Below are 26091 nucleotides of genomic sequence, written 5' to 3'. Positions count from 1 at the left end.
TTTCGGGTCAAGGAGTCGTGATGAAACTAACTTTCCGCACCACGCTGGCCGCGCTCATCATCAGCAGCGCTCTCTCATCCGCCTATGCCGCCAGTGTGCCAGCCGGGGCGCAATTGGCCAGCAGCCAGGAAATCGTCCGCCATATCAAAGATGAACCGGCCTCGCTTGATCCGCTCAAAGCGGTCGGTCTGCCGGAGATTCAGGTGCTGCGCGATCTGTTTGAAGGGCTGACCAACCAGGACGCGCAGGGCAAAATCGTGCCGGGCGTTGCGCAGAGCTGGAGCAGCAATGACAACAAAACCTGGCTGTTCACGCTGCGCAAAGATGCGCGCTGGTCCAGCGGTGAACCGGTGACCGCACAGGATTTTGTCTATAGCTGGCAACGTCTGGTGGATCCCAAAAATAGCTCGCCTTTCGCCTGGTTTGCTGCGCTGAGCGGCATTGAGAATGCTGAAGCCATCACCAAAGGGCAGATGAGCCCGGACAAGCTGGGCGTGGTGGCGACCGATGAAACGCACCTGAAGGTGACGTTGTCACGTCCGCTGCCGTGGTTCCCCAGCATGGTGGCTAACGTGGCGATGTTCCCGGTGCCGCAAAAGGTCATCGCGCAAAACGGCGATGGCTGGACTGCGCCGGGTAAACTGGTGGGCAATGGCGCTTATCAATTGCAGGAGCGCGTGGTTAACGAAAAGATTGTGCTGGTGCGCAACCCGCACTACTGGGATAACGCCCATTCGGTACTGACGAAAGTGACCTTTATTCCCATCAATGAAGAATCCAGCGCCACCAAGCGTTACCGCGCCGGGGATATCGATATCACGGAATCCTTCCCAAAAAATATGTACGGGCTGCTGAAAAAAGAGCTGCCGGGGCAGGTGTATACGCCGGATCAGCTTGGCACCTACTATTACGCGTTTAATACGCAGAAAGGGCCGACGGCGGATGTGCGGGTGCGTAAGGCGCTGTCATGGAGCATTGACCGCCGCATTATCGCGGAAAAAGTGCTGGGCACCGGCGAGAAACCGGCCTGGCACTTCACACCGGACGTCACCGCCGGCTTTACGCCGCAGCAGAGCTATCTGCAGCAGCACAGCCAGCAGGAACTGAATGCGCAGGCCAAAGCCCTGCTGACCGCCGCCGGTTACGGCCCGGCTAAACCGCTGCACCTGACGCTGCTGTATAACACCTCTGAAAGTCACCAGAAAATTGCGATTGCGGTGGCCTCGATGTGGAAAAAGAATCTCGGCGTTGACGTGACATTGCAGAACCAGGAGTGGAAAACCTATATCGACAGCCGCAACAGCGGTAATTTCGATGTGATTCGCGCTTCGTGGGTGGGCGATTACAATGAGCCGTCGACCTTCCTCAGCCTGCTGACCGCCAGCCACAGCGGTAATATTTCCCGCTTCAGTAACGCGGAATATGATGCGGTGCTCAGTAAGGCCAGCAATGAAACCAGCGTGGCGGCGCGCAATGCCGATTACAACAAAGCCGAGCAGATCATCGCTGACCAGGCGCCGATTGCGCCGATCTACCAGTACACCAACGGGCGGCTGATCAAGCCATGGGTTAAGGGCTATCCCATCACTAATCCGGAAGACGTTGCCTACAGCCGGGAATTGTGGATTGAGAAGCACTGACGCTGAACCGCCACGGAGGGTGGTGAACGACCCGGTTGTGCTGTCATTTTTACTCACACCCTGGTAATTGCAACTGTCCCGCGCCGCGCTAGACTGTATCGTATTGTTTTTGCTAGTGAGGCGAGTACGTGAACGTCATTGAAGGAAAAGCGCTGCAGGTGTCGGATGCGATTGTCGCCTGCCAGTTCGACGGCAAGGGTGGCGTTATCGCCATTGAAGATAAAGATGTCATCAACTGCGAGCGTCACTGCTGGCTGCATCTGAACTACACCCAGCGGCAAAGCGCCGACTGGTTGCAGCACACGCCGCTGATCCCTGATGCGGTGCGGGATGCGCTGGCCGGTGACAGCATGCGACCGCGCGTGACGCGTCTCGGTGACGGCTTTATGATCGTGCTGCGCAGCGTGAATCATAACGCCGATTCGCGCCCGGACCAGCTGGTGGCGATGCGGGTATTTATCAATGACAAGCTGATTGTTTCTACCCGCCGTCGCAAAGTGTATGCCATCGATGAAGTGCTGACCGATCTGCAAAACGGCAACGGCCCGGTGGACGGCGGCAGCTGGCTGGTGGACGTCTGCGATGCGCTCACCGATCACGCCAGCGAATTTATTGAAGAGATGCACGATAAAATTATCGCGCTGGAAGATGCGCTAATGGATCAGCAGGTCCCGGCGCGCGGAGAGCTGGCGCTGCTGCGCAAACAGCTGATCGTGATGCGCCGCTATATGGCGCCGCAGCGTGATGTCTATGCGCGGCTGGCAAGCGAGAAACTGCCGTGGATGAGCGATGACGATCGCCGCCGCATGCAGGATGTTGCGGACCGGCTGGGGCGCGGACTGGATGACCTTAATGCGGGCGTGGCGCGTACCGGCATTCTGGCGGATGAAGTGGCCTCGCTGCTGGCGGAATCCATGAACCGGCGCACTTACACCATGTCGCTGATGGCGATGATTTTCCTGCCCGCCACGTTTCTCACCGGGCTGTTTGGCGTCAATCTCGGTGGCATTCCCGGTGGCAGCTGGCCGCACGGCTTTACCATGTTCTGCGGGTTGTTACTGGTGATGGTGCTGGGGGTCGCGCTGTGGCTGAAACGCCGCAACTGGCTGTGATGTTACTACGGAGTTATCTGCAGGTCATGAACGGGTAATTGTGGCGGTGCAGGGGAGAAAAGCGGAAAAAACCTGATCGACATCAATAAGCGCATAGCCCAACCGGGGCAAACTCTCTCCCGCAGGTGAATGCAACGTCAAGCGATGGGCGTTGCGCTCCATATTGTCTTACTTCCTTTTTTTGAATTACTGCATAGCACATTTGATTCGTACGACGCCGGCTTATCCGCCGGCTTTTTTTTTGCCGTTTGGCTTGCTGCCGCATCCTTTCCTATGCTTAACAGACATTCAGCGAACAGGAGAACGGCATGCGCATGATTCACGCCAGCGAACCTATCCCGACCGATCCGCCACCGATTCCCGAACCCGTGCCGCAACCGCAGCCCATTCCCGAGCCTGAGCCGCCGCACGATCCTGAATTTCCGCCGATTAGCGATCCTCCACCGCACCGCTAATAAAAAAGGCGCGTTGCCGGAGCGACGCGCCTTTATGCTGCAAAGTCACCGCGTTATTTAATTTCCAGCACGTCGAGGCGAGCGCTCAGGTCCGGCTGATCGTCCTCGTCAGCCTGCCAGCCGACCGGCTGCGCTGGCAGCGATTCGCGATCGAAACCAATGTCCCCGCCGTCAACCACCGCATCACCATGCTTAATGCCTTTGAAATCAAACAGATTAATATCAGCCATATGCGAGGGCACGATGTTCTGCATGGCGCTGAACATGGTTTCAATGCGGCCCGGATAGCGCTTGTCCCAGTCACGCAGCATATCAGCAACCACCTGGCGCTGCAGGTTCGGCTGTGAACCACACAGATTGCACGGAATGATAGGGTACTGGCGCGCTTCGGCAAACCGTACGATATCTTTTTCGCGGCAGTAGGCCAGCGGGCGAATCACGATATGTTTACCGTCGTCGCTCATCAGTTTTGGCGGCATGCCTTTCATTTTGCCGCCGTAAAACATGTTGAGGAACAGCGTCTGCAGGATGTCATCGCGGTGGTGACCTAAGGCAATCTTGGTGCAGCCCAGTTCAGTGGCGGTACGGTAAAGAATACCGCGACGCAGGCGCGAACAGAGCGAGCAGGTGGTTTTGCCTTCCGGTATCTTCTCTTTAACGATGGAATAAGTGTCTTCGTTGACGATCTGATACTCCACGCCCAGCGTGTCGAGGTAAGCCGGCAGCACGTGTGCCGGGAATCCCGGCTGTTTCTGGTCAAGATTCACCGCCACCAGCGAAAAATTGACCGGCGCGCTCTGCTGCAGGTTACGCAGAATTTCCAGCATGGTGTAGCTGTCTTTACCGCCGGACAGGCACACCATGATGCGATCGCCTTCCTCAATCATGTTGAAATCCGCAATCGCTTCACCGACGTTACGGCGCAGGCGCTTCTGCAGTTTGTTCAGGTTGTACTGCTCTTTTTTATTAACTTCTTGATGTTCAGACATGAATTTCGGTCTCGGTGATCGCTGGTCAGCTGCGGATGTCGCGTTGATGCGGCCCTGCTCAGGCCTGCATTAACTGTGTCCGCGCACGCTGCGGGTCGCTGCGCTGGCCTTTATGGGTGCCGGCTGACCGCAGTCAGCAGGAAAAGTCTGTGGCGTATGGTACGGATTACAGCGCCAAATTCCAGCACGATTTATGGGTTTGCCGGTGATGCGCTCTGTGCGCCGCGCGATCGCGGTCAGAGACCTGTTGCGCTATTCACAATTTTTAGTTTGTCGCGGATTTTGCAAGCGGTACACTGCCTGCTTCCCCAGGGAGGAATAAGCGATGAAAAATGTTGTGTTAAGCATGCTGGCGAAGATTTCACAAATTGATGCCACCACCAAGCAGTTGACCGCGCGCGTTGAGGCTCAGTCGCTGCTGATCGGTGCGCTGGTACTGGCCGTCAGTAAGAAAGGCGGTGTCACTGAAGTTATTGAAAGCGCCAACAAAGCCATCAACATGGTGATTGAGTCAGCCGAGGCTGACGATATGCTTAAGTCGGACGCCGCTATTCTGCTGAGCGAGTTCCAGGATCTGTTGACGATTTCGCGTGCGGTTGACAGCGCCGATGATGTCATCAACCAGCAGGCGCTGGAAGGTATTACCGGTGTGAGCAGCGCCAGCGATGACGACAAAAAGGATCCGTCTTAATCACGCAGCGCCGCAGTCGGCTACCATTGCGCACATTTTGCCAGCGGTAACTGCATATTTATTGATCTGGGTAAAGATTTCTTCTCACTGCGCTGACAGGATGGATTCAGCGCTTTTTTTAGTTTTTAAAGGTGAGGAGAGGAATAATGCAAACGTACGATATGGTGTTTGAGGAGGCGTGCCGGCTGGTGGGGCAATGCTATCTGGAACTGGCGCAGCGCGGTGCCGCTACCGAAAAAGAGGTGCTGGCCAGCGAGTTGCGGAACCTGCAACTGCGCTATCGGGAATTAACCGGCGCGCCCAATCGCGCTGTTGAAATGGCGATTGGACAACTCAAACCCTGCTAACCCAGCCGCCCGGCCTTCAGTGCCGGGCTTTTTATCTTCCCTCCACGGCAGCGGTTAACCCGCCAGCGCCAGCGCAGTCAAACCATTTCCAGCGACTGCACACCTTTGATTTCCATCACTTTGTCATAAATGCTGTGCATAGGAAATCTGCGTGACAACGTCACCTCAACGCTCAGCTCGCACAGGCCGCTCTCTTCGTTACGATTGACTACAGCGATGTGGCCATAGCGCAAATTTTCGCGCTGCAGTACCAGCAACACCAGCGGTACGCTTTTGGCTTTGAGATGGACGATAAGAGTGTGATGGCGGCCAATCAGCCAGTGGCTGATTCGGCGGAACGTTTCCAGCACCACCAGCGCCAGCACCGTGCCGTAAATACCGATTTCGTACATGCCGCTACCGATCACCAGGCCAATCGCGGCGGTCACCCACAGGCCGGCGGCGGTCGTCAGGCCTTTCACAATCTGCTTTTGAATGATGATGGTGCCGGCGCCAAGAAAGCCCATGCCGCTGACCACCTGCGCCGCAATACGGCTGGGATCCAGCGCCACATGGTCGTTAGTCAGCATATCGGCAAAGCCATATTTTGACACCAGCATGAACATGGCGCTGCCAATGCCGACCAGAATGTGGGTGCGCAGGCCCGCTTCTTTAGCGCGCATCTGGCGCTCCAGGCCAATCAGTCCGCCCAGTATTCCGGCTAATGCGATGCGGATGAGCATGTCGGCTAACATCCTTCCTCCTTATTGATTGATGTTTTTTATGAACAGGCAGAGAAAAGAGGCAAAACGCTGCAATCAGGATAATTCTGCTTGCCAACGACGATATTAAATTTTGTAAAAAGCTGTGTCGCCTATCGATCGCGCACCGCTGCTGACATATGCTGGTGCGACTTTTCCGCTCACACTCCCGGAGCCCGACCGATGAAAGCCGCAACTTTACTGCTGGCCGGCGCAGCGCTGTTACTCTCTGCCTGCAGCAGCAACAGCGACAATGAACCGCCGCAACAGGCCACCGCCGCGCACGTGCAGCCGCACGTCGTGATGTCGTCCATGGCAGAAGCCAACTGCAACAGCGCAGGCGGCACGCTGGCGTTCTCGCGTCAGTTAGACGGTTCACGCATCGGGATGTGTCAGCTGGCTAACGGTCGTCGCTGCGACGAACAGGCGCTGATCGGCGGTGCCTGCGCCCGCTAACGCAGGCGCAGAACCTTACGCCTTAACCTGATTCGAACAGGTTTCCCCGCGTGACAGCTGCTGTAAATTACTGAGCGTGGTTTCTGAAATCGCCGTCAGCGCTTCGGCGGTGAGAAAGGCCTGATGGCCGGTAAACAGCACGTTGTGGCAGGCCGACAGGCGGCGGAACACGTCGTCCTGAATCACGTCATTCGACTTGTCTTCAAAAAACAGGTCGCGTTCGTTCTCATACACGTCCATGCCGAGCGAGCCGATTTTCTGCTGTTTCAGCGCCTCAATCGCCGCCTGTGAATCAATCAGCCCACCGCGGCTGGTATTGATAATCATCACGCCATCTTTCATCTGGCTGAACGCCTGTGCGTTGAGCAGATGATGGTTTTCCGGCGTCAGCGGACAGTGCAGGGTGATGACATCGGACTCCGCCAGCAGCGTTTTCAAATCAACATATTCCGCCCCGAGCGCCAGCGCGGCGTCACTGGGGTACGGATCGTACGCCAGCAGACGCATGCCAAAACCTTTCAGGATGCGCATTGTCGCCACACCAATCTTGCCGGTGCCGACCACGCCAGCGGTTTTGTTATGCATGTTGAAACCGGTCAGGCCGTCCAGCGAGAAGTTGGCATCGCGCGTGCGCTGGTAAGCGCGGTGAATGCGGCGGTTGAGCGTCATCATCAGGCCTACCGCGTGTTCCGCCACCGCTTCCGGCGAATAGGCGGGCACGCGTACCACCTGCAGTCCCAGCGCGGCGGCTGCGTCGAGGTCGACGTTATTGAAACCGGCACAGCGCAGCGCGATATATTTCACGCCCAGCGCCGCCAGCTCCTCCAGCACCGCTTTGCTCCCGTCATCGTTAACGAAGATACAGACCGCATCACAGCCAGCGGCGTTTTTCGCCGTGGTTTCGCTCAGCAGGAAGTCAAAAAACTGCAGCTCAAATCCGTAGCCTTCGTTAACGTGCTCGAGGTATTTCTGGTCGTAATGCTTGGTGCTGTAAACCGCAACTTTCATTGTTTCGCTCCTGAAAAATGTTACGTCGGTATCACATCAGGATAACGTTTTCCGCGTCATTTTGCTGTTCTTCAGCCAGACTAAAGCGGTAACGCCTTCATTTGCCGGGCGTAACATGCCATCATCTCTGTCAGGATTGGGTAAAGAACAGGAACGTTAACAGCCATGACGCGGGGCCTCCGTCGACTACTTGCTGCGCTACTGGCGCTGATACTGCTGCTGCTGGGATTGCTGCTGACGCTGACGCACTGGCTGCCGCGGCTGGCAGGTATCTGGCTGCCGGAAAATACCCGCGTCGAGCTACACGGCGCGCCGCACTGGCAGCAGGGCCGGCTGGTATTTCCTGATGTGCGCTATCTGGCCGGTGACTGCCTGCTGGCGCAGGTCGCGGACGTGGGGCTTGGCCGGACGCAACAGCGCTGGCAGCTTGATGCGCGCGAGGTGGCGCTAAACAGCGATTGCCTGCAGGCGCTGCCGCACAGTGCCACGCGCGATGCGCCGCGCAGCCTCGCAGAGTGGCAGCAGATGCTGCCCGGCGCGGATATCCATCTGCAACAGCTCAGTATTTTGCCATGGCAGCAATATGCCGGCCGCTTCGATCTGACTTTAGACAAAGACCTTCAGCAGCTGCGTTATCAGGGCGACAACCTGCGCGTCGCCGCGCGCCTGCAGGGGCAGCAGCTGCACATTGATCAGCTGCAGCTCAGCCATCCCATTCTGCCGCAACCGGTCGAACTGCATGGCAATCTGACGCTGCCAACTTTTGCCGATGGCCTGCCGGTGGCGGGTGAGCTCAGCGGTGCGCTTAACCTGACGCAGTGGCCGCAGCCGCTGGCGCTGACGCTCAACTGGCAGCAGCAGCAGGGCGAACTGGTGGTGCGCCAGCAACAGGAACCACAGCCGTTGTTGCAGTTGCCGTGGCAGGTCGATGCGCAGCAAATCCGCATCACTGCCGGTCACTGGCGCTGGCCATTCGGGTCGCAGCCGCTGTCGGGCGGCGTGGCGCTGACGCTGGATGACTGGCAGCAGGGGCTGGAACAGACGCAGATCCGCGGCCGCTTCAATTTACTGACCGCCGGACGCGGCGGGAAAGGCAACCTGGTACTGAGTGTTGGGCCGGGCAAGCTGAGCCTGACTGACAGCGCACTGCCGTTCCAGTTAACCGGCGAAAGCAAGTTTGCCGACCTGCAGCTGTACGGCACCATTCCCGGACAACTACATGGCATGCTCAGCGATCCGCAGCTCAGCCTGCAGCCGGGCGCACTGCTGCGCCTGCGCGGACGCTTACTCTCGACGCTGGAAGTGGATGAAGCGCGCTGGCCGCTGGCCGGCGTCAGCGTGGCCTCGCGCGGCATCAACGGCCGGTTACAGGCGATTCTCAACGCGCACGACCCCAGTTTCGGCCGCTTCAGGCTGCATCTCGACGGACGCGCCAGCGACTTCTGGCCAGACAGCGGACGCTGGAACTGGCGTTACTGGGGCGAAGGCGTGATGGCGCCGCTTAGCGCCAAATGGGATGTGAAGGGCACCGGTAGCTGGCACGACACCCTGATCAGTCTCGATACGCTGAACACCGGGTTTGATCAGCTGGCGTACGGCATGGTGCAGGTGGATAAGCCGCGCCTGACGCTGACCGCGCCGGTGCGCTGGCAGCGCGATGTGGCACAGCCGGCGTTTAACGGCGGGTTTGCGCTGCGTTCCGGCCAGACCCGCTTTAGCTACGGTGGCTGGCTGCCGCCGTCCGAACTGCATTTCGATGCCAAAGGGCGCGACCCGGGGCATTTTCTGTGGCGCGGTCAGCTGACCGCTGAAGACATCGGACCGCTGCGCGTGCACGGCCGCTGGGACGGCGAGCGGCTGCGCGGCGAAGCCTGGTGGCCGGCGCAGTCGCTCAGTGTCTTTCAGCCGCTGCTGAGCAGCGATCTGAAGATGCGTATCCAGTCTGGCGAGCTGCGCGCGCAGATGGCCTTTTCCGCCGTCAGCGGCCAGGGGTTTGAGGCGGGCGGTTTCTGGGCGGTGAAACAGGGCAGCGTATGGATGCCGGACAGCGAAATCAACGGCATCGATTTTATCCTGCCGTTCCGCCTGAAAGATCATCAGTGGCAGTTGGGGCGCCGCGGGCCGGTGTCGCTGCGCATCGCCGAAGTGAAAAACCAGTTTGCGCTGCAGAACATTACCGCGGATCTGCAGGGCCACTATCCGTGGCAGGAGCGCCAGCCGCTGACGCTCAGCAACGTCAATCTCGATCTGCTCGGCGGGCACGTCAGCATGCCAGCATTGCGTTTACCGCAGCATCAGCCGGCGCGGATTTCGCTGCGTGACATTGATCTCAGCCGGCTGGTGACGGCGCTCAAGCCGAAGCAGTTTGCCATGTCCGGTAAAGTGAATGGCGAATTGCCGCTGTGGGTGAACAATCCGCACTGGCTGATTGAAAAGGGCTGGATCGCTAACAGTGGCCCGCTGACATTCCGCATGGACAAAGACATGGCGGATGCGATTGTCAGCAATAACGTGGCCGCCGGGGCGGCGATGGACTGGCTGCGCTACATGGAGATTGCCCGTTCGTGGGCGACGCTGGATCTGGATAACTTCGGTAACCTGATTCTGCAAAGCGAGGTGAAAGGCACCAGCCAGTTCAGTAACCGCCGCCAGTCCGTCAATCTTAATTACCGTCATCAGGAAAACCTGTTCCAGCTGTGGCGCAGCCTGCGCTTTGGCGATAATTTGCAATCCTGGGTGGAGCAAAACGCCACCCTGCCATCCAACAAGGACCCGAAACCATGAGCCTGAGGGCATTACTGGTGCTGACAGCGGGACTGCCGCTGCTGGGCTGTGTGCCGCGCATCGAAGTCGCCGCACCCAAAGAGCCAATCACCATCAACATGAACGTAAAAATCGAACATGAAATCCACATCAAGGTGGATAAAGACGTCGAAGCGCTGCTGAAGAATCAGAGCGGACTGTTTTGAGGAGAGGCCCGATGAAACGCAAGGGGATAGCGCTGTTGCTGGCGTTTTTGCTGGTGCCGTCGGCCTGGGCACTGACGCTGGATCAGGCGCGCCAGCAGGGGCGCGTGGGCGAAACGCTAAGCGGTTATATCGCCGCTCGTCAGCAGGATGACGAGACGCTGGCGCTGGTTAAGCGCATCAATGAAGGCCGCAGCCAGCAGTATCAGCGCGTGGCGCAGCAGAACAATCTCACCACCGCCGAGGTGGCGCGCATCGCCGGCGAGAAGCTGGTTAACCGTGCCCGCAGCGGCGAATATGTGCGCGGGATTAATGGCCAGTGGGTGCAGAAATAGCTGCTTCCACGACAGCGCAGGCATAAAAAAGCCGGGCACTCAGGCCCGGCAAGACAGATAGCATTGTTTTAATGATGATTACGCAGCAACAATCTGTTTGATGGCGTCTTTGGCATCGCTGGCGGCTTTGGTTGCCACTTCCGGACCGTAAGCAATGCCTTCGGCGAACACGAAGTCAACGTCGGTGATGCCGATGAAGCCAAGGAACAGTTTCACGTACGGGGTCAGCAGATCAGTCGGGGTGTCTTTGTGAATGCCGCCACGGCTGGAGAGGATCACCGCACGTTTGCCTTTCACCAGACCTTCCGGGCCTGCTTCGGTGTAGCGGAAGGTGACGCCGGCACGGGCAATCAGGTCAAAGTAGTTTTTCAGCTGAGTAGGAATGTTGAAGTTGTACATCGGAGCGGCGATAACCACGGTATCGTGCGCCTGCAGTTCAGCAATCAGTTCATCGGACAGGGCCAGCGCGTCCTGCTGACGTGGCGACAGCGGCGCGTCTGAAGGACGCAGGGCGCCAACCAGTTCACCGTCCAGTACCGGAATCGGCTGGGCAGCCAGATCGCGTACCGTGACTTCGTCGCCTTTGGCGCGGGCTTCATCAGCGTAGAAGTCTGCCAGCTGGTTAGACTGTGAATAACCGGCAAGGATGCTTGATTTCAGAACTAAAACTTTGCTCATGGTATTTTCCTGTACGTTACGCGGTTGGCTTACCGCTCAATGCGTTACACTCTACGGAGTTCGTCCGGCAGGTAAAAGCGCAATATTTCGAGGCCTATGTTCGAAATTATTGAATAAGGCGGCACGTCCGGTCAGGTGAGATGTTCCAATCTGTGCTAAGATGGCGGGCATTAATCGATTGAATCCGCCGGAAAATTCTGCCCGGCGCCGAGCCGCAAGTGCCGGCTCACTGCAACAACAGGTAATTCATCACTATGTCATCATCCGTTACGTCACCTCTGGCCCCACTCTGGTCGCGGCTCGATAACCTGATGCTGCGCGACCGCAAAGCGCTGCAGCGTCGTCTGCACGGTGCGGCAAAGGTGAAAAATCCGGCTGCGCAGCAGGCGATTCTGGCCGAGCTGGAGCCGGTGTTCGCCGCGGCAGAACAGCGCGTGGCGCAGCGCGCCGCCGCGACGCCGCGCATTACGTTTCCGGACAATCTGCCGGTCAGCCAGAAGCAGCAGGACATCGCTGCCGCGATTCGCGATCATCAGGTGGTGATTGTCGCCGGTGAGACCGGCTCGGGTAAAACCACCCAGCTGCCGAAGATTTGTCTGGCGCTCGGGCGCGGTGTGAAAGGGCTGATTGGACATACCCAGCCGCGTCGTCTGGCGGCACGCACCGTGGCGAACCGCATTGCCGAAGAGCTGGAGACCACGCCCGGCGGCACCGTCGGTTACAAGGTGCGGTTTAACGATCAGGTGAGCGAAACCACGCAGGTCAAACTGATGACCGACGGTATTCTGCTGGCGGAAATCCAGCAGGATCGTCTGCTGCTGCAGTATGACACCATCATCATCGATGAAGCGCACGAACGCAGCCTGAACATCGATTTCCTGCTGGGTTACCTGCGCGAACTGCTGCCGCGTCGTCCCGATCTGAAAGTGATCATCACCTCCGCGACCATCGATCCGCAGCGCTTTTCGCGCCACTTCAATAATGCCCCGGTAATCGAGGTTTCGGGCCGCACGTATCCGGTCGATGTACGCTATCGTCCGGTGGTAGAAGATGCCGAAGACACCGAACGCGATCAGCTGCAGGCAATTTTCGATGCGGTTGACGAACTGAGCAGCGAAGGGCGCGGCGATATCCTGATCTTCATGAGCGGCGAGCGCGAAATTCGCGATACCGCCGATGCGCTGATGAAGCGCGATTTACCGCACACCGAGATTCTGCCGCTCTATGCGCGCCTGTCCAACGCCGAACAGAACCGGGTGTTCCAGGCGCACAGCGGCCGCCGCATTGTGCTGGCGACCAACGTCGCCGAGACCTCGCTCACCGTGCCGGGCATTAAATATGTCATCGATCCCGGCACTGCGCGCATCAGCCGTTACAGCTACCGCACCAAAGTGCAGCGTCTGCCGATCGAGCCGATCTCGCAGGCGTCGGCTAACCAGCGCAAAGGGCGCTGCGGCCGCGTGTCGGAAGGGATCTGTATTCGCCTCTATTCGGAGGATGATTTCCTCAGCCGCCCGGCGTTTACTGACCCGGAAATTCTGCGTACCAACCTGGCGTCGGTGATTTTGCAGATGACGGCGCTTGGACTGGGCGACATCGCCGCATTCCCGTTTGTCGAAGCGCCGGATAAGCGCAACATTCAGGACGGCGTGCGCCTGCTGGAGGAGCTCGGCGCGATCACCCTGAGCGAGGAAGGTGCGTACAAACTGACGCCGTCCGGGCGCAGCCTGGCGCAGCTGCCGGTCGATCCGCGCCTGGCGCGCATGGTGCTGGAAGCGCAGAAATTTGGCTGCGTGCGCGAAGTGATGATTATTGCCGCTGCGCTGTCGATTCAGGATCCGCGCGAGCGTCCGGTGGAGAAACAGCAGGCATCTGACGAGAAACACCGGCGTTTTGCTGACAAAGAGTCGGATTTTCTCGCCTTTGTTAATCTGTGGAACTACCTGCAGGAACAGCAGAAAGCGCTGTCTGGCAACCAGTTCCGCCGCCAGTGTAAAAGCGATTATCTCAATTACCTGCGCGTGCGCGAATGGCAGGACATCTACACCCAGCTGCGTCAGGTGGTGCGGGAACTGGGCATGCCGCTCAACAGCGAGCCGGCACCGTACCACGAAGTGCACTGCGCGCTGCTCACCGGTTTGCTGTCACACATCGGTCAGAAAGATGCGGAAAAGCAGGAGTTTACCGGCGCACGCAATGCGCGGTTTGCTATTTTCCCCGGTTCCGGCCTGTTTAAGAAGCCGCCTAAATGGACCGTGGTGGCGGAACTGGTGGAAACCAGCCGCCTGTGGGGCCGCGTTGCGGCGCGCATCGATCCGGAGTGGATCGAACAGCTGGCCCAGCATCTGCTGAAGCGTAGCTACAGTGAACCGCACTGGGAGAAAGCGCAGGGCGCAGTCATGGCGACGGAAAAGGTCACGCTGTACGGGTTGCCGATTGTGCAGGCGCGCAAGGTCAATTACAGCCGCATCGATCCGCAACTCAGCCGGGAGCTGTTTATTCGTCATGCGCTGGTGGAGGGCGACTGGCAGACGCGTCACGCCTTCTTCCGCAACAACCTGAAACTGCGCAATGAAATCGAGGATCTGGAGCACAAATCGCGGCGGCGCGACATTTTAGTCGATGACGAGACGCTGTTTGCGTTTTACGATCGCCGCATTGGCAGCGAGGTGGTCTCAGCGCGGCATTTTGACAGCTGGTGGAAACAGGCCAGTAAGGACAATCCGGATCTGCTGAGCTTTGATAAGCAAATGCTGATCAAAGACGGCGCGGAGAAGGTCAGCCAGCTGGATTACCCGAACTTCTGGTATCAGGGCAACCTGAAACTGAAGCTCAGCTACCAGTTCGAACCGGGGGCCGATGCGGATGGTGTGACGGTGCACATCCCGCTGCCGCTGCTCAACCAGGTCGACGAAGCCGGCTTCGAGTGGCAGATCCCCGGCGTGCGCCGCGAGCTGATCATCGCACTAATTAAGTCGCTGCCCAAGCCGGTGCGACGCAACTTTGTGCCGGCACCCAACTACGCTGAAGCCTTTCTTGGCCGCGTGACGGCGCTGGAGCAGCCGCTGCTGGATGCGCTGGAGCGTGAGTTCCGCCGCTTGTCTGGCGTCACCATTGAGCGCGACGCCTGGCAGTGGGATCAGGTGCCCGATCACCTGAAAATGACCTTCCGCGTGGTGGATGAGCACAACCGGAAGCTGCAGGAAGGCAAAGACCTGCATCAGCTGAAGCAGGTGCTGAAAGGCAAGGTGCAGGAGACGCTGTCCAAGGTGGCGGATGACGGACTGGAGCAGAGCGGATTACACCTGTGGAGCTTCGGCGATCTGCCGCAAAACTATGAGCAGAAGCGCGGCAACTATCAGGTCAAAGCCTGGCCGGCGCTGGTGGATGAAAAAGACAGCGTCGCGATTCGTCTGTTTGACAGTGAACGCGAGCAGCAGAAGATGATGTGGCGCGGCCAGCGGCGGTTACTGCTGCTGAACATTCCTTCGCCAATCAAGTATCTGCACGAGAAGCTGCCGAACAAAGCCAAGCTCGGGCTCTATTTCAATCCGTACGGCAAAGTGCTGGAGCTGATTGATGACTGTATCGCCTGCGGCGTGGATAAGCTGATGGCGGACGCCGGTGGGCCGGCGTGGCAGCAGGAAAACTACGAGCAATTGCGCGATAAAGTACGCGCCGAACTCAACGACACGGTGGTGACCATCGCCAGCCAGGTCGAGCAGATTCTCACCAGCGTGTTCAACATCAACAAGTTCCTCAAGGGGCGGGTGGACATGACGCTGGCACTGGCGCTGGCGGATATCAAAACGCAGCTGAGCGGCCTGGTGTATCGCGGTTTTGTCACCGGCAACGGCTATCAGCGGCTGGGCGACACACTGCGCTATCTGCACGGTATTGAGCGCCGGCTGGAGAAGCTGCCGGTCGATCCACACAGCGATCGGGCGCGGATGCTGAAAGTGCAGGCGGTGGAGCAGGCGTGGCAAAGCTGGCGTAACAAGCTGCCGCCGCAGCGTCAGGACGATGAAGAGGTACAGGCGATTCGCTGGATGCTGGAGGAGCTGCGCATCAGTTATTTTGCGCAGCAGCTGGGCACGCCGTATCCCATCTCCGACAAACGTATCCTGCAGGCGATGGAGCAGCTGGGCTGACTTATTGCGCCAGCGCTTCCAGCTTGTCTTTAAAGGATGTGACGGCAATGGCGCGGTTATCGGCGCGATAGCGATCGGCCGGTGCCGGCGCCGAGCTCTGTACCGCAATCAGCTGCCACTCGCCGTCGCGCTTCAGCAGCAGCGGTGAACCGCTGTCGCCGGGCAGGGTGTCGCACTGGTGCGACAGCACGGCACGCTGCGCCCAGCCGGTGATCAGGCAATCGCTGTGCGAGTAGAGCGTATCCAGATGGTCAGCGGGATAACCGGCCTGTGTCACTTTGCGGTCGGTGGTTTTCAGCGCGGCGGTTAAATCGCTGCGTGAACCGTCAAACAGCGGAATCGGCACGATACCGGACGGCGGATTGTGCAGAATCACCAGGCCGTAATCGTAAGGTGCCGCGTCTGGCGGCACGATCCAGCCTTCACCATCCGCCTGCAGACGCCGCGCCAGCGAAGGCTCTACGCGCGCGTCAATATCATGAATTTCGTAGCGCCAGCCTTTGGCACCCGCCATAAAGCGCAGCGCGACCGGCTTGTCGAATTTGCCCGGGGGCGTCAGTAAGCAGTGTCCGGCCGTCAGCGCCAGATGGGCCGAAATCAACGTGGCACTGCACAGATTGCCGCTTTCCGTCTCTAACTGACCAATGGCATCCCACGGCGCCGCACTGACGTCGGTAATGGCTTTACGATGATCTTTGCCGAAGAACAGGGTCTTAATCTCTTCCGGGCTGGGGCCGTCTTCATCATCGGCATGGGCTGTGAGGTTAAAGCTAAAAAGACCTACAAATAACAGGATAGCCAGGCGCATAGTTCTCTCAATGGCGAGAATAAATAGAGGTTATGGTCATCACGCTTGAGCGATAACTATAGTCGGTGAGCGGTAAAAAAGGGAGAAATATTGGAGTAATCAGCACGCTACAACGACTAGATAAAAAAGCTGGCCGCAATAATGCCGCACAGAATCATGACAATCAGGATAATTTCGAAGCGATAGCGACGCACCATTTTTCGCTACTCCAGTAAATAAACACCCGGCAGAACCGGGTGTTTTCAATCATTAATGCGGTGTTGGCGCGCAAGGCAACCTTATTTAGCAGCTTTTTTCGCTTTGTGGTGCTTTTTAGCAGCCTGAGCTTTCTGAGCAGCAGGTTTGGTTACTTTTTTGTGGTGCTTTTTAGCCGCCTGAGCTTTCTGTGCAGCTGGCTTGGTGGCTTTGTGGTGTTTTTTAGCAGCCTGGGCTTTCTGAGCAGCTGGCTTGGTGGCTTTCTTGTGGTGCTTTTTAGCGGCCTGGGCTTTCTGAGCAGCTGGTTTGGTGGCTTTCTTGTGGTGCTTTTTAGCCGCCTGCGCTTTCTGAGCCGCTGGTGCTTTCTTCTCTACTTTCTTGTGCTTTTTGGCAGCCTGCGCTTTCTGAGCAGCGGCTTTTTTGTGGTGAACAGCTTTGTGCTTAGCCGGTGCAGCGGTAGTTGCAGCAGCAGCAGGAGCAGCAGTTGTTGTCTCAGCAGCGAAGGCTACAGAAGACAGACCCATAGCAGCGGCGATCACCAGCGCAAATAATTTTTTCATTGCAAAACCCTCGAACTATTTTTTCATGTGTAGCCCACTGCGGGGCCGGTGAATGCACTATATGTAAAACAATTCGTGCCTTCAGTGAGGGAATGGTATCGGCGTGTAACGGATTGTACAAAGCAGGAAAACCGGGCGAGGGCGCTGCAATCGCGGGCGACTGTACGGGTAAAAAACGGCGGCCAGCCCGGCCGCCGCACGGTTATGCAGAGAGATAACGCTGTTCCAGATGCTGACGGAAATAGTGTGGGTTGAGCGCTTCGCCAGTGGCGTTGACCAGCAGCTGCTGCGTTGGGAAGCGGCTGCCGTGCTGCCAGATGTTCTGCTGCAGCCAGTCAAACACCGGTTGCAGTTCACCCTGCTGAATCAATTGGTCCACCTGCGGAATGGCGCGTTTTACCGCCTGGAACAGCTGAGCGGCGTACATCGCACCCAGCGTGTAGGTCGGGAAGTAGCCGAAAGCACCGTCGGTCCAGTGAATATCCTGCATACAACCGTCGCGGTAATTACCACGCGTATCGATACCCAGCGACTGCTGCATTTTTTCATCCCACAGCGCCGGAATATCCTCGACTTCAATCTCGCCTTCAATCAGCGCCCGCTCGATTTCGTAACGTAAAATCACGTGGGCCGGATAGCTCAGCTCGTCGGCATCGACGCGAATGAAGCCCGGCTGCACGCGCTGGGTCAGACGAATAAAATTGTTGCGCTCCAGCGCCGGCTGGTCGCCCATCAGCGCCACTACCTGGGGATGAATATGCTGCAGGAACGCGTGGCTGCGCCCCAGCTGCATCTCCATAAACAGGCTTTGCGATTCATGCATCGCGGTCGAGCGCGCCAGCGCCACTGGCTGTCCGCGCCACTGCTGTGGCAGATTCTGTTCATAGCGCGCATGGCCGGTTTCGTGGATCACGCCCATCAGCGCGCTGAGAAAATCGTTTTCGTTGTAGCGCGTAGTGATACGCACATCTTCCGGTACGCCGCCGCAGAACGGGTGCGCGCTCACGTCCAGCCGGCCGTGATTAAAATCAAACCCTAACGTCGCCATCACGCTCAGGCCGAGCTGCTTTTGTGATTCGATGGCGAAGGGGCCGACCGGCTGGGCAATCGGCGTTGCCTGCTGGCGGGCTACCGCTTTTTGCAGCAGATCCGGCAGCCAGCTTTTCAGATCGCCAAAAGTGCTGTCGAGCTGCGCGCTGGTCATGCCTGGCTCAAACACATCCAGCAGCGCATCGTAGCGTGATACGCCGAGCGCATCGGCGCGCAGCTGTGCCTCTTCGCGGCTCAGCTTCACCACTTCTTTCAGGTTAGCGCTGAAGCCCTGCCAGTCATTGGCCGGACGCTGACTGCGCCACGCGTGTTCACAGCGCGAGCCGGCCAGCGATTTGGCTTCCACCAGCGAGGCCGGCAGCAGCGTTGCCTGGCGCCACGCGCGCTGCATTTCGCCCAGATTGGCCTGCTCCACATCGTTCAGCGACTCCTGCTTGGCGGCGTCAAACAGCCCGCCGAGGCGCTTGTCGGTCAGCAGCTCGTGCATAAATACGCTCAGCTCCGCCATCGCTTCTCCACGCGCCTGGCTGCCGCCCGGCGGCATGGTGGTTTGCATATCCACGCCGGCAATCGCGCCCAGATGGCCAAAACGCGCCAGGCGCTGAAAGGTGCGGCTAAGTTCCTGATAAGCTGCGGTCATGTAACAAGCTCCTTATGAAGGTAAGCGCGGCGTCACGTCGCGCAAGGGGAGATCAACTGGCCAGCAGAAGCGCACGCAGGCGCCGCCCAGCGGACTGCTCTCAATCGAGACCTGGCCCTGCAGCGCCTGCGCAATAGAGTGCACAATCGCCAGACCGAGGCCGCAGCCACCGGTGGCGCGATCGCGGCTGGGATCGAGCCGTACAAAAGGCTCGAATACCCGCTGGCGTTCATCCGGCGGAATGCCCGGACCATCATCTTCAACCTGCAGATTGCCGATGGCGCCGTCAAACCACAGGCTGACACGCAGCCGCTGCTGCGCATAGCGCAGGGCGTTATTAACGAGGTTATCCAGCACCCGCTCCATCAGGCGCGTATCTGCCGCGCCAATGTTTTCCAGCTGCGGAATATCCAGCGTAATGTGCGTTTGCGGATTCATGGTCTGCACGTCAGCGATGTGCACGCGCAGCCACTGGGCCAGATCGAAAGATTGCAGATTGAGGTCAACGCGCGGCCGGTCGAGGCGCGCATAGGTCAGCAGCTCCTCAATCAGGCTCTCCAGCTGGCCGACGTCACGGTTCAGCGCCGCGGATTCTGCCGCGCTGAGGTTTTCACTCATCTCCAGCCGGTAACGCAGCCGGACCAGCGGCGTGCGCAGCTCGTGCGCGATACCGTCAATCAGCTGTTTTTTACTCGCCACCAGGGTATTGATGTTGTCCGCCATCTGGTTGAACGCCACGCCAAGGCTGTGCAGGCTGGAGGTGTTTTCAAAATGGGTGCGCACGTCAAGCTCGCCGCGACCAAAGCGCTGAGCCGCTTTCTCCAGCCGCTGCATCTCCTGCCAGTGCGGCCGCAGCCAGATAAACACCGGCAGCGCCAGCGACATGCCAATAAACGCCAGCAGGGCGATATCAAGGATGCGCATCTGGTGCAGATAAAACAGGTAAGGAATCGGTCCGACCGACAGCACATAGTGGCTGCGCGGGATGTGCTGCAGGAAGGTGTACTGATCGTCGAGGGCGACGATCTCACCTGCGCGCAGCCGCTTCATGTCGGCTTCGTCCAGCTGATATTTGCTCATCGGTTCGATGTGCAGCTCAAAGGATAAATCGAGATCGAGGTTGCGGATGGTTTTATTCCAGTCGCGCGGCGGGATCTCACGCAGTTCGCTGCGCATCAGAAACAGCGAGCTGGCCATCAGGTCGTTCATCGACTGGCGTCCGGCGCGCTCGGCGGTGAATTTGTACACCAGACCCACCAGCAGCGTCATCACCAGGAAGCAGACGAACAGCAGCAGATAGAACTGAATGAAGAGCTTTCTCATCAGGAGCGGGTATCCCAGGCCTGCGGCGCGAACAGATAGCCTTTGTTACGGATGGTTTTGATGCGGAACGGCTCGGTGGCGCTGTCGTACAGTTTCTTGCGCAGGCGTGAAATGGCGACGTCGATGCTGCGATCCATGCCGTCATAGCTCACGCCGCGCAGGGTTTTCAGCAACGCGTCACGGTCGAGAATTTCTCCGGCGTGGCTCGCCAGCTCCCACAGCAGGTCAAAATCGGCGGTCGAAAGGGTGATGGGTTCGTCGAACAGGATCACCTGGCGGTTGAGCGCATCAATGGTGAGCGAACCAAACCGCAGCACCTTTTGCGAGCTCTGCACGGCGGGTGCGGCTTCCGGTTTGGCCACGTGCGCCTGGCGCAGATGCAGGCGCAGGCGCGCCAGCAGCACCGCCGGCGGCGTGGTTTTCAGAATATAGTCATTGGCGCCCATTTCCAGCGCCAGAATGTGGTTCATGTCGCTGTCGAGCGAGGTCAGCAGCACAATCGGTCCCTGCCAGTGGGCACGCAAATCGCGGCACAGCGTCATGCCATCTTTGCCCGGCAGCATGATATCCAGTAATACCAGATCCGGATCGGCGGCGAGAATGGTCGCTTCCGCGCGATCGCCGCGCGTCTCAACCAGCACCTCAATATCGTGGCGGCCAAGATAAGCCGCAATCAGTTCGCCGACTTCCGGCTCATCTTCCACATAGACAATTTTGTTCATAATGCTCTGTCATGGCTGAGAATGTCAGCAGCATAGCTTTTCCTGGTCCTGAGCTCTACGCTACCGCACGAATTATCCTTGTCTTACTGGTATGTACACCGTGAAATGTGCCATTATTACCGGCGCGTTCTGGCGCAAGGTTCGGAATCGTACTGAAAACAGGAGGAGTGCGAGGGTGTCTGATAAAGAGCTGGCTTCAGCCGGATACAGTGACCGCATCTGCTTCAACTACAGTGACTTCCTTTCCGCTTCCTGCAAAAAACGCTGGAGCTTTGTCGATGCCATTTACGGCGTGATGCCAATTTTTGGCATGGTGACGCGCAAGTCCGGGCACAGTTTACAGGCCAGCGACGACCATCTGAAAGAATTAGCATTACAAATCATTTCAACCCAGGTCAGCGACGAAATTAACATTGCCCGCCTGATTACCCTGGCCGAACAGCAGCACATCAGCCGCTTCGATATCCAGCTGCCTTATCCGCTGTCCGCTGAGCAGCTTGACGCCATCCATCTGGAATACCGCAAGCCGCTCAATCTGACACAGCAGAATGATCTGCTGTGCGTTTCCATTCCTTTACAACCACACTGATTAGCGCGTCAGCTGCCACAGCGCGGGCAGTGAGGCGGCAATTAACAGCACGATGGCGATGCGCTCCAGCGCAAACAGCGGTTGATCGCCGCGGCCACCGCGTCGTGCATACAGGAACAGCAGCAGACCCGGCGCGTAAAGCACCACTGACAACAGCAGATGCAGCGGCCCCGAGGCGTAGAGCAGCCACAGTCCATAGGCGCTGGCACCGAGACCGGTCAACAGGGCCAGCGGTTTGTGCTGACCACGTACCACTTTGACCAGATACAGACCGACCAGCAAATAGGGCACGAGGATCATTTCTGAGGCGATAGTCAGCAGCGTGTTGTAATCCGCGCCGGTAACCGCAATCAGAATCAGGCACACCTGCACGCTGCCGTTAGTCAGCCACAGTGACGCCGCCGGCGCGTTATGGCGGTTCTGCCGGGCAATGCTGCGCGGAAACGCACCCTGCTGCGCGGCGAGGAACGGGACTTCCGCCGCCATAATGGTCCAGCTGAGATAGGCCCCGCACACCGAGATAATCAGGCCAACCGCAATCACCGCATCGCCCCAGTGACCGAGCAGCCGTTCCATCAGACCGGCCATCGACGGATTGCGCATCTGCGCCAGTTCCGCACGCGGCACCACGCCAAGCGACAGCAACGTCACCAGCAGGTAGACCAGCAGCGCGGCCAGCACCGCCAGCAGCGTGGCGCGCCCGACATCTTTCTTGTGGCGCGCGCGGGCAGAGACCACCACCGCGCCTTCCACGCCAATAAATACCCACAGGGTGATCAGCATGGTCTGTTTAACCTGCTGCCACAGCGGCTGGCCGAGCGCCGCGCCATCAAAGTCAAAACGGAAGCGATCGTAATTAAACGCCAGCAGCGCCAGCACCACGAACAGCAGCAGCGGCACCAGTTTGCCCAGCGTCGCCAGCAGGTTGATGCTGGCCGCGGTCTGTACGCCGCGCAGCACCAGCCAGTGCACCAGCCACAGCAGCACGGAAGCGCCAAGCATCGCCTGCCAGGTGTTGCCATCGCCAAACACGATGCGATCCGGCGTATCGGTAAAGAAGCTCAGCGCTGAAAACACAATCACCAGATACGAGACGTTGGCAATCACCGCGCACAGCCAGTACCCCCATGCCGAGCAGAAGCCGGTCAGCTCGCCGAAGCCGGCGCGCGCGTAGGTGAAGATGCCGCCATCCAGTTCCGGGCGCAGACGCGTCAGCAGCAACATCGCCAGCGACAGAAAGAGGATACCGACACCGGTGATCAGCCAGCCGATCAGCAGCGCCGCCGGACCGGCAACCGCCGCCATATTTTGTGGCAGGCTAAAGACGCCCGCGCCGAGCATCGAGCTGAGCACCAGCGCAGTGAGCGCGCTAAGACCTAATTTTTTATCCAAAACGCCATTCCTGAGCAGCAGAGTGTGCTGGGTAGTAGTTGTTCAGCCAGAGTGTAACGTGGCAATCAGTCCCGTTTAAAACGGAATACCCTGAAAACAGGCGGCAGATTTTACGGAGAGCGAACGGTGAAGGCAATGCAAGACTATGCAGATTTGCACACGGATTATGCAAACGGCAGGGCGACGGGCGCCGCCCTGCGCGGGGATTATTTAAACAGGTCAGCGGTGACGGTCAGGTTGCCGCCGCTCTGGTTCTGCCACTGGCGCGTAATGTGATAGTACTTCGCGCCTTTGGCGATGGCGCGTTTGCCCACGGCTTCTGAAATCTCGGTTGGCGTGCCGAAGTGATCGGAGAAGGAGATGGTGTCAAACGGTTGCATCTGTGCGGCCGTGATCGCATTGACTTCCTGCACGCTGCGGCCATCCGGCTGCGTCACAGTATAACGCTGACCGGTAGAGCTTTGGGTTTCAAAGAAACGACCCACGCTGGTGCTCGGCGTATCCGAGGAAGCAACGCCAGGGATTGCCACTTTCTTCGCCGCTGCGCCGCCCGCAGCCAGGGCTGCTTTACCGGCTTCTGAATCAGCCGGAATGGAGTCAGACGTATCCTGTACCACGCGCGCTTTGGCATCGGCTTTATACACGTAGGCGGTCACGTACTGGTTGCCACCGTTGTTAGCATCCACCTGACGCACAATAAAGAAGGAGGCCGCGCCTTTGTTTTTTGCCGCTTTGGCGATAGCTTCGTTCACGTCCGGCTGGCTGGAGAAGAAGCCGCTGACGGACACGGTATCAAACGGTTCCAGACGATAGGCTTCGGCTTTTGGCAGCTCTTTCACGCCGTTGAACATCCGGTATTGCGTGCTTTGTTCCACTTTCGCTGCATTGGCTTTGTACAGATCGGCGGTAACGCGCCAGTTGCCACCGTTACCGTTGCTGTCGTTGATGCCCTGCACGTAGAAAGAGTCCGCGCCTTTGGCGTCGGCGGCTTTAGACACGGCGTCTGTTGCATCGCCAATTGCATTAAAACGGCCGCTAATATTGATGCGTTCGAATGGTTTTAACGCGGCCGCTTGTTCTGGCGTTAACTCTTTGGCAGCAAACGCATTGGCTGCCAGCAGTGATAACAGGGTCGACGCCAGAATGGTGTTCTTCAGCTTCATAAAAATGATCCTTCGCCTTACGCAAATTGAGTACGAAAACGTGCTGGACTCTTGATGTATAACAGATTAGCCGCTGATTATTGCATGTAATAATCGGCCTGTCTCAGCCAATTTATGCGCATAACATTGACAATCCCAGCATTTTATTCATCGGCCTGTCATCTTTCGCTGTTATGGCTTTTTTTTGGTCAGCTTACCGCTTTAACCGGTATCGCTTAGTACCATAATAGTTAAGGCATTGTTAAATATAGGTTTTTAAAAACAGTTAATTCGTCATGACACGATTAGGCACAGCAGATTATTTTCCATAATGCCGCAAACCTGGTCGCATCCCACGGTATTCATCGCTGGCATCTGAATATCTGTGTGAATGTCATAAGTGTGCGTTATGGCGCTAGATCGTCCTGGGCATTTTCAGTAGGTTATAAAGACTTTGTTACATAGTGCATTTCGCTCATAAAAAGCTGAAACAGCGTTTCGGCTTTTAAGCATGTGCCCCTTACAGAACCTCATCCTTTAATCATGGAAAGGAAACAGTATGTTAATTGGGATACCCAAAGAGCGGTTAGCCAATGAGTCCCGCGTCGCAGCGACGCCAAAGACCGTTGAGCAGCTCATCAAGCTGGGATTCAGCGTCACCGTTGAGCAGGGCGCCGGGTTGCGCGCCAGCTTTGATGATGACAGTTTTATCGCCGCCGGTGCCAGCATCAGTCATCCGCAGGATGTCTGGCAGTCCGACATCGTGCTGAAGGTAAACGCGCCAGACGACAGCGAGATCGCCCTGATGCGCGCGGGCAGCATGCTGGTGAGCTTTATCTGGCCAGCGCAGAACCCGGCGCTGCTGGAGAAATTAGCCGCACGCAACATCACCGTGATGGCGATGGATTCCGTACCGCGTATTTCACGCGCGCAGTCGCTCGATGCGCTCAGCTCGATGGCGAACATCGCCGGTTACCGTGCCATCGTCGAAGCAGCCCATGAGTTTGGCCGCTTCTTCACCGGGCAAATCACCGCCGCCGGTAAAGTGCCACCGGCAAAAGTGATGGTCATCGGGGCTGGCGTGGCCGGTCTGGCGGCGATTGGCGCGGCGGGCAGCCTCGGTGCCATCGTGCGCGCCTTCGATACCCGTCCGGAAGTGAAGGAGCAGGTGCAAAGTATGGGCGCCGAGTTCCTTGAACTCGATTTTGAAGAGGAAGCGGGCAGCGGCGACGGTTACGCCAAAGTGATGTCCGAGGCCTTTATCAAGGCGGAGATGGCGCTGTTCGCGGCGCAGGCGCAGGAAGTGGATATTATCGTCACTACCGCGCTGATCCCGGGCAAACCGGCACCGAAGCTGATCACCGCAGAGATGGTGGCCAGCATGAAGCCGGGCAGCGTGATTGTTGATCTGGCGGCAGCCACCGGCGGTAACTGCGATCTGACTGTCGCCGACCGCGTCACGCTGAGCGGCAACGGCGTCAAAATCATCGGCTACACCGATCTGCCGAGCCGGCTGCCAACGCAGTCCTCGCAGCTGTACGGCACCAACCTGGTGAACCTGCTGAAGCTGCTGTGTAAAGAGAAAAACGGCGAGATCGTGGTTGATTTTGACGATGTCGTGGTGCGCGGCGTCACAGTGATTCGTGACGGAGAAGTGACCTGGCCTGCGCCACCAATTCAGGTTTCTGCTGCGCCACAGGCCGCAAAACCTGCCGCACAGCCGCAGGTGAAAGCGGCAGAGAAGCCCGCTGCGCCGTGGCGCAAGTATCTGCTGCTGGCGCTCGCGGTAGTGCTGTTCGGCTGCCTGGCCAACGTCGCGCCGGCGGAATTCCTGTCGCACTTTACCGTGTTCGCGCTTGCCTGCGTCGTCGGGTATTACGTGGTGTGGAACGTCAGTCACGCGCTGCATACGCCGTTAATGTCCGTCACCAACGCCATCTCCGGCATTATTGTGGTGGGCGCGGTGCTGCAGATGGGCCATGGCGGCTGGGTCACCTTCCTGGCGTTTATCGCCGTCCTGATTGCCAGCATCAATATCTTCGGTGGTTTCACCGTCACCCAGCGCATGCTGAAAATGTTTCGTAAGAATTAAGGGGTAACAA

Annotated in this window: 23 protein-coding genes; 12 read left to right on the top strand and 11 right to left on the bottom strand. The window is 58.2% G+C overall.

The window, feature by feature from the left end; all coding sequences use genetic code 11:
* Nucleotides 1-20: 20 nt before the first annotated feature.
* The 3 genes from OXR61_RS01885 (at nucleotide 21) to OXR61_RS01875 (ending at nucleotide 3207) form a co-directional block, all read left to right on the top strand.
* Complete coding sequence (locus OXR61_RS01885) at nucleotides 21-1640, top strand: peptide ABC transporter substrate-binding protein (RefSeq protein ID WP_021506129.1); 1620 nt, start codon at nucleotides 21-23, stop codon at nucleotides 1638-1640.
* A gap of 128 nt (nucleotides 1641-1768) precedes the next feature.
* A complete protein-coding gene (zntB, locus tag OXR61_RS01880) occupies nucleotides 1769-2752 on the top strand; it encodes a zinc transporter ZntB (protein WP_021506128.1) in 984 nt (327 codons plus the stop codon).
* Between the two features lie 308 nt (nucleotides 2753-3060).
* Nucleotides 3061-3207, top strand: coding sequence for a hypothetical protein (locus tag OXR61_RS01875; RefSeq protein ID WP_021506127.1), 147 nt, complete (start codon nucleotides 3061-3063; stop codon nucleotides 3205-3207).
* Nucleotides 3208-3260: 53 nt separating this feature from the next.
* Here OXR61_RS01875 and ttcA read toward each other — a convergent pair whose 3' ends face one another.
* A complete protein-coding gene (gene ttcA / locus OXR61_RS01870) occupies nucleotides 3261-4196 on the bottom strand; it encodes a tRNA 2-thiocytidine(32) synthetase TtcA (protein ID WP_021506126.1) in 936 nt (311 codons plus the stop codon).
* A gap of 325 nt (nucleotides 4197-4521) precedes the next feature.
* On the opposite strand from ttcA, the gene iraP reads away from it, so the two are divergent.
* Together iraP and OXR61_RS01860 are read left to right on the top strand one after the other, a co-directional pair.
* On the top strand, nucleotides 4522-4887 hold the full coding sequence (gene iraP, locus OXR61_RS01865; protein ID WP_010618425.1) for an anti-adapter protein IraP: 366 nt from the start codon (nucleotides 4522-4524) through the stop codon (nucleotides 4885-4887).
* A gap of 146 nt (nucleotides 4888-5033) precedes the next feature.
* Nucleotides 5034-5234 (top strand): DUF2767 family protein, encoded by a 201-nt coding sequence (locus OXR61_RS01860; protein ID WP_010618426.1) that lies wholly within the window; start codon nucleotides 5034-5036, stop codon nucleotides 5232-5234.
* Nucleotides 5235-5311: 77 nt separating this feature from the next.
* Here the strand turns inward: OXR61_RS01860 and OXR61_RS01855 are convergent, their stop codons facing one another.
* Nucleotides 5312-5968, bottom strand: a complete 657-nt coding sequence (locus tag OXR61_RS01855; protein ID WP_021506125.1) for an MgtC/SapB family protein — start codon at nucleotides 5966-5968, stop codon at nucleotides 5312-5314.
* 189 nt (nucleotides 5969-6157) lie between these two features.
* Here OXR61_RS01855 and OXR61_RS01850 point away from each other — a divergent pair, with 189 nt between their 5' ends.
* Nucleotides 6158-6430 (top strand): DUF333 domain-containing protein, encoded by a 273-nt coding sequence (locus OXR61_RS01850; protein ID WP_021506124.1) that lies wholly within the window; start codon nucleotides 6158-6160, stop codon nucleotides 6428-6430.
* Between the two features lie 15 nt (nucleotides 6431-6445).
* Here the strand turns inward: OXR61_RS01850 and OXR61_RS01845 are convergent, their stop codons facing one another.
* On the bottom strand, nucleotides 6446-7438 hold the full coding sequence (locus tag OXR61_RS01845) for a 2-hydroxyacid dehydrogenase (protein ID WP_059008751.1): 993 nt from the start codon (nucleotides 7436-7438) through the stop codon (nucleotides 6446-6448).
* A gap of 165 nt (nucleotides 7439-7603) precedes the next feature.
* Between OXR61_RS01845 and OXR61_RS01840 the strand changes: the two genes are divergently transcribed.
* Genes OXR61_RS01840 through OXR61_RS01830 form a run of 3 tightly spaced genes read left to right on the top strand, consistent with a single transcriptional unit; the run spans nucleotide 7604 to nucleotide 10739 of the window.
* Nucleotides 7604-10222: a YdbH family protein gene (locus OXR61_RS01840; protein ID WP_267410544.1), complete on the top strand. Its 2619-nt coding sequence runs from the start codon at nucleotides 7604-7606 to the stop codon at nucleotides 10220-10222.
* A complete protein-coding gene (locus OXR61_RS01835; protein WP_010618431.1) occupies nucleotides 10219-10407 on the top strand; it encodes a YnbE family lipoprotein in 189 nt (62 codons plus the stop codon). The genes OXR61_RS01840 and OXR61_RS01835 overlap by 4 nt, the downstream gene beginning before the upstream one ends.
* Before the next feature lie 11 nt (nucleotides 10408-10418).
* A complete protein-coding gene (locus tag OXR61_RS01830) occupies nucleotides 10419-10739 on the top strand; it encodes a YdbL family protein (RefSeq protein WP_059008755.1) in 321 nt (106 codons plus the stop codon).
* A 78-nt stretch (nucleotides 10740-10817) separates the two neighbouring features.
* Here OXR61_RS01830 and azoR read toward each other — a convergent pair whose 3' ends face one another.
* Complete coding sequence (azoR, locus tag OXR61_RS01825) at nucleotides 10818-11417, bottom strand: FMN-dependent NADH-azoreductase (protein WP_021506120.1); 600 nt, start codon at nucleotides 11415-11417, stop codon at nucleotides 10818-10820.
* A gap of 254 nt (nucleotides 11418-11671) precedes the next feature.
* Here azoR and hrpA point away from each other — a divergent pair, with 254 nt between their 5' ends.
* Nucleotides 11672-15568: an ATP-dependent RNA helicase HrpA gene (hrpA, locus tag OXR61_RS01820; RefSeq protein WP_267410540.1), complete on the top strand. Its 3897-nt coding sequence runs from the start codon at nucleotides 11672-11674 to the stop codon at nucleotides 15566-15568.
* Nucleotide 15569: 1 nt separating this feature from the next.
* Here the strand turns inward: hrpA and OXR61_RS01815 are convergent, their stop codons facing one another.
* From OXR61_RS01815 to rstA, 5 genes are all read right to left on the bottom strand, one after another.
* Nucleotides 15570-16376 (bottom strand): serine protease, encoded by an 807-nt coding sequence (locus OXR61_RS01815; protein WP_021506118.1) that lies wholly within the window; start codon nucleotides 16374-16376, stop codon nucleotides 15570-15572.
* Nucleotides 16377-16654: 278 nt separating this feature from the next.
* Nucleotides 16655-17131 (bottom strand): acid resistance repetitive basic protein Asr, encoded by a 477-nt coding sequence (asr, locus tag OXR61_RS01810; protein WP_071813568.1) that lies wholly within the window; start codon nucleotides 17129-17131, stop codon nucleotides 16655-16657.
* Nucleotides 17132-17333: 202 nt separating this feature from the next.
* Nucleotides 17334-18821: a carboxypeptidase M32 gene (locus OXR61_RS01805; RefSeq protein WP_021506115.1), complete on the bottom strand. Its 1488-nt coding sequence runs from the start codon at nucleotides 18819-18821 to the stop codon at nucleotides 17334-17336.
* Nucleotides 18822-18833: 12 nt separating this feature from the next.
* Nucleotides 18834-20144 carry a two-component system sensor histidine kinase RstB gene (gene rstB / locus OXR61_RS01800; RefSeq protein WP_021506114.1) on the bottom strand — a complete coding sequence of 437 codons (1311 nt, stop codon included), beginning with the start codon at nucleotides 20142-20144 and terminating at the stop codon, nucleotides 18834-18836.
* Nucleotides 20144-20866, bottom strand: coding sequence for a two-component system response regulator RstA (rstA, locus tag OXR61_RS01795; protein WP_021506113.1), 723 nt, complete (start codon nucleotides 20864-20866; stop codon nucleotides 20144-20146). The genes rstB and rstA overlap by 1 nt, the downstream gene beginning before the upstream one ends.
* Before the next feature lie 175 nt (nucleotides 20867-21041).
* Here rstA and OXR61_RS01790 point away from each other — a divergent pair, with 175 nt between their 5' ends.
* The gene (locus tag OXR61_RS01790) at nucleotides 21042-21455 is read left to right on the top strand and encodes a hypothetical protein (protein ID WP_021506112.1); all 414 of its coding nucleotides are present in this window, start codon (nucleotides 21042-21044) and stop codon (nucleotides 21453-21455) included.
* Here OXR61_RS01790 and OXR61_RS01785 read toward each other — a convergent pair whose 3' ends face one another.
* Together OXR61_RS01785 and ydgH are read right to left on the bottom strand one after the other, a co-directional pair.
* Nucleotides 21456-22847, bottom strand: coding sequence for a basic amino acid/polyamine antiporter (locus OXR61_RS01785; RefSeq protein WP_021506111.1), 1392 nt, complete (start codon nucleotides 22845-22847; stop codon nucleotides 21456-21458).
* Nucleotides 22848-23053: 206 nt separating this feature from the next.
* A complete protein-coding gene (gene ydgH / locus OXR61_RS01780) occupies nucleotides 23054-24010 on the bottom strand; it encodes a DUF1471 family protein YdgH (RefSeq protein ID WP_021506110.1) in 957 nt (318 codons plus the stop codon).
* A gap of 538 nt (nucleotides 24011-24548) precedes the next feature.
* Here ydgH and pntA point away from each other — a divergent pair.
* Nucleotides 24549-26081 (top strand): Re/Si-specific NAD(P)(+) transhydrogenase subunit alpha, encoded by a 1533-nt coding sequence (gene pntA / locus OXR61_RS01775; RefSeq protein ID WP_021506109.1) that lies wholly within the window; start codon nucleotides 24549-24551, stop codon nucleotides 26079-26081.
* Nucleotides 26082-26091: the final 10 nt, after the last annotated feature.

This window comes from Pantoea sp. GM_Pan_4 (assembly GCF_026541005.1).
Classification (GTDB): domain Bacteria; phylum Pseudomonadota; class Gammaproteobacteria; order Enterobacterales; family Enterobacteriaceae; genus Pantoea; species Pantoea dispersa.
Note: the sequence above shows the minus strand (reverse complement) of the source record. Positions and strands in the feature narration are given on the sequence as shown.

Excerpts from the sequence above, each read along its gene's own strand:
- OXR61_RS01835 (WP_010618431.1), top strand. The coding sequence starts at position 10,219 with ATGAGCCTGAGGGCATTACTGGTGCTGACAGCGGGACTGCCGCTGCTG.
- OXR61_RS01860 (WP_010618426.1), top strand. The coding sequence starts at position 5,034 with ATGCAAACGTACGATATGGTGTTTGAGGAGGCGTGCCGGCTGGTGGGG.
- OXR61_RS01830 (WP_059008755.1), top strand. The coding sequence starts at position 10,419 with ATGAAACGCAAGGGGATAGCGCTGTTGCTGGCGTTTTTGCTGGTGCCG.
- OXR61_RS01875 (WP_021506127.1), top strand. The coding sequence starts at position 3,061 with ATGCGCATGATTCACGCCAGCGAACCTATCCCGACCGATCCGCCACCG.
- OXR61_RS01885 (WP_021506129.1), top strand. The coding sequence starts at position 21 with ATGAAACTAACTTTCCGCACCACGCTGGCCGCGCTCATCATCAGCAGC.
- OXR61_RS01815 (WP_021506118.1), bottom strand. The coding sequence starts at position 16,376 with ATGCGCCTGGCTATCCTGTTATTTGTAGGTCTTTTTAGCTTTAACCTC.
- ydgH (WP_021506110.1), bottom strand. The coding sequence starts at position 24,010 with ATGAAGCTGAAGAACACCATTCTGGCGTCGACCCTGTTATCACTGCTG.
- OXR61_RS01840 (WP_267410544.1), top strand. The coding sequence starts at position 7,604 with ATGACGCGGGGCCTCCGTCGACTACTTGCTGCGCTACTGGCGCTGATA.
- ttcA (WP_021506126.1), bottom strand. The coding sequence starts at position 4,196 with ATGTCTGAACATCAAGAAGTTAATAAAAAAGAGCAGTACAACCTGAAC.
- iraP (WP_010618425.1), top strand. The coding sequence starts at position 4,522 with ATGAAAAATGTTGTGTTAAGCATGCTGGCGAAGATTTCACAAATTGAT.
- hrpA (WP_267410540.1), top strand. The coding sequence starts at position 11,672 with ATGTCATCATCCGTTACGTCACCTCTGGCCCCACTCTGGTCGCGGCTC.
- OXR61_RS01855 (WP_021506125.1), bottom strand. The coding sequence starts at position 5,968 with ATGTTAGCCGACATGCTCATCCGCATCGCATTAGCCGGAATACTGGGC.
- OXR61_RS01805 (WP_021506115.1), bottom strand. The coding sequence starts at position 18,821 with ATGACCGCAGCTTATCAGGAACTTAGCCGCACCTTTCAGCGCCTGGCG.
- azoR (WP_021506120.1), bottom strand. The coding sequence starts at position 11,417 with ATGAGCAAAGTTTTAGTTCTGAAATCAAGCATCCTTGCCGGTTATTCA.
- rstB (WP_021506114.1), bottom strand. The coding sequence starts at position 20,144 with ATGAGAAAGCTCTTCATTCAGTTCTATCTGCTGCTGTTCGTCTGCTTC.
- OXR61_RS01850 (WP_021506124.1), top strand. The coding sequence starts at position 6,158 with ATGAAAGCCGCAACTTTACTGCTGGCCGGCGCAGCGCTGTTACTCTCT.
- OXR61_RS01845 (WP_059008751.1), bottom strand. The coding sequence starts at position 7,438 with ATGAAAGTTGCGGTTTACAGCACCAAGCATTACGACCAGAAATACCTC.
- pntA (WP_021506109.1), top strand. The coding sequence starts at position 24,549 with ATGTTAATTGGGATACCCAAAGAGCGGTTAGCCAATGAGTCCCGCGTC.
- rstA (WP_021506113.1), bottom strand. The coding sequence starts at position 20,866 with ATGAACAAAATTGTCTATGTGGAAGATGAGCCGGAAGTCGGCGAACTG.
- asr (WP_071813568.1), bottom strand. The coding sequence starts at position 17,131 with ATGAAAAAATTATTTGCGCTGGTGATCGCCGCTGCTATGGGTCTGTCT.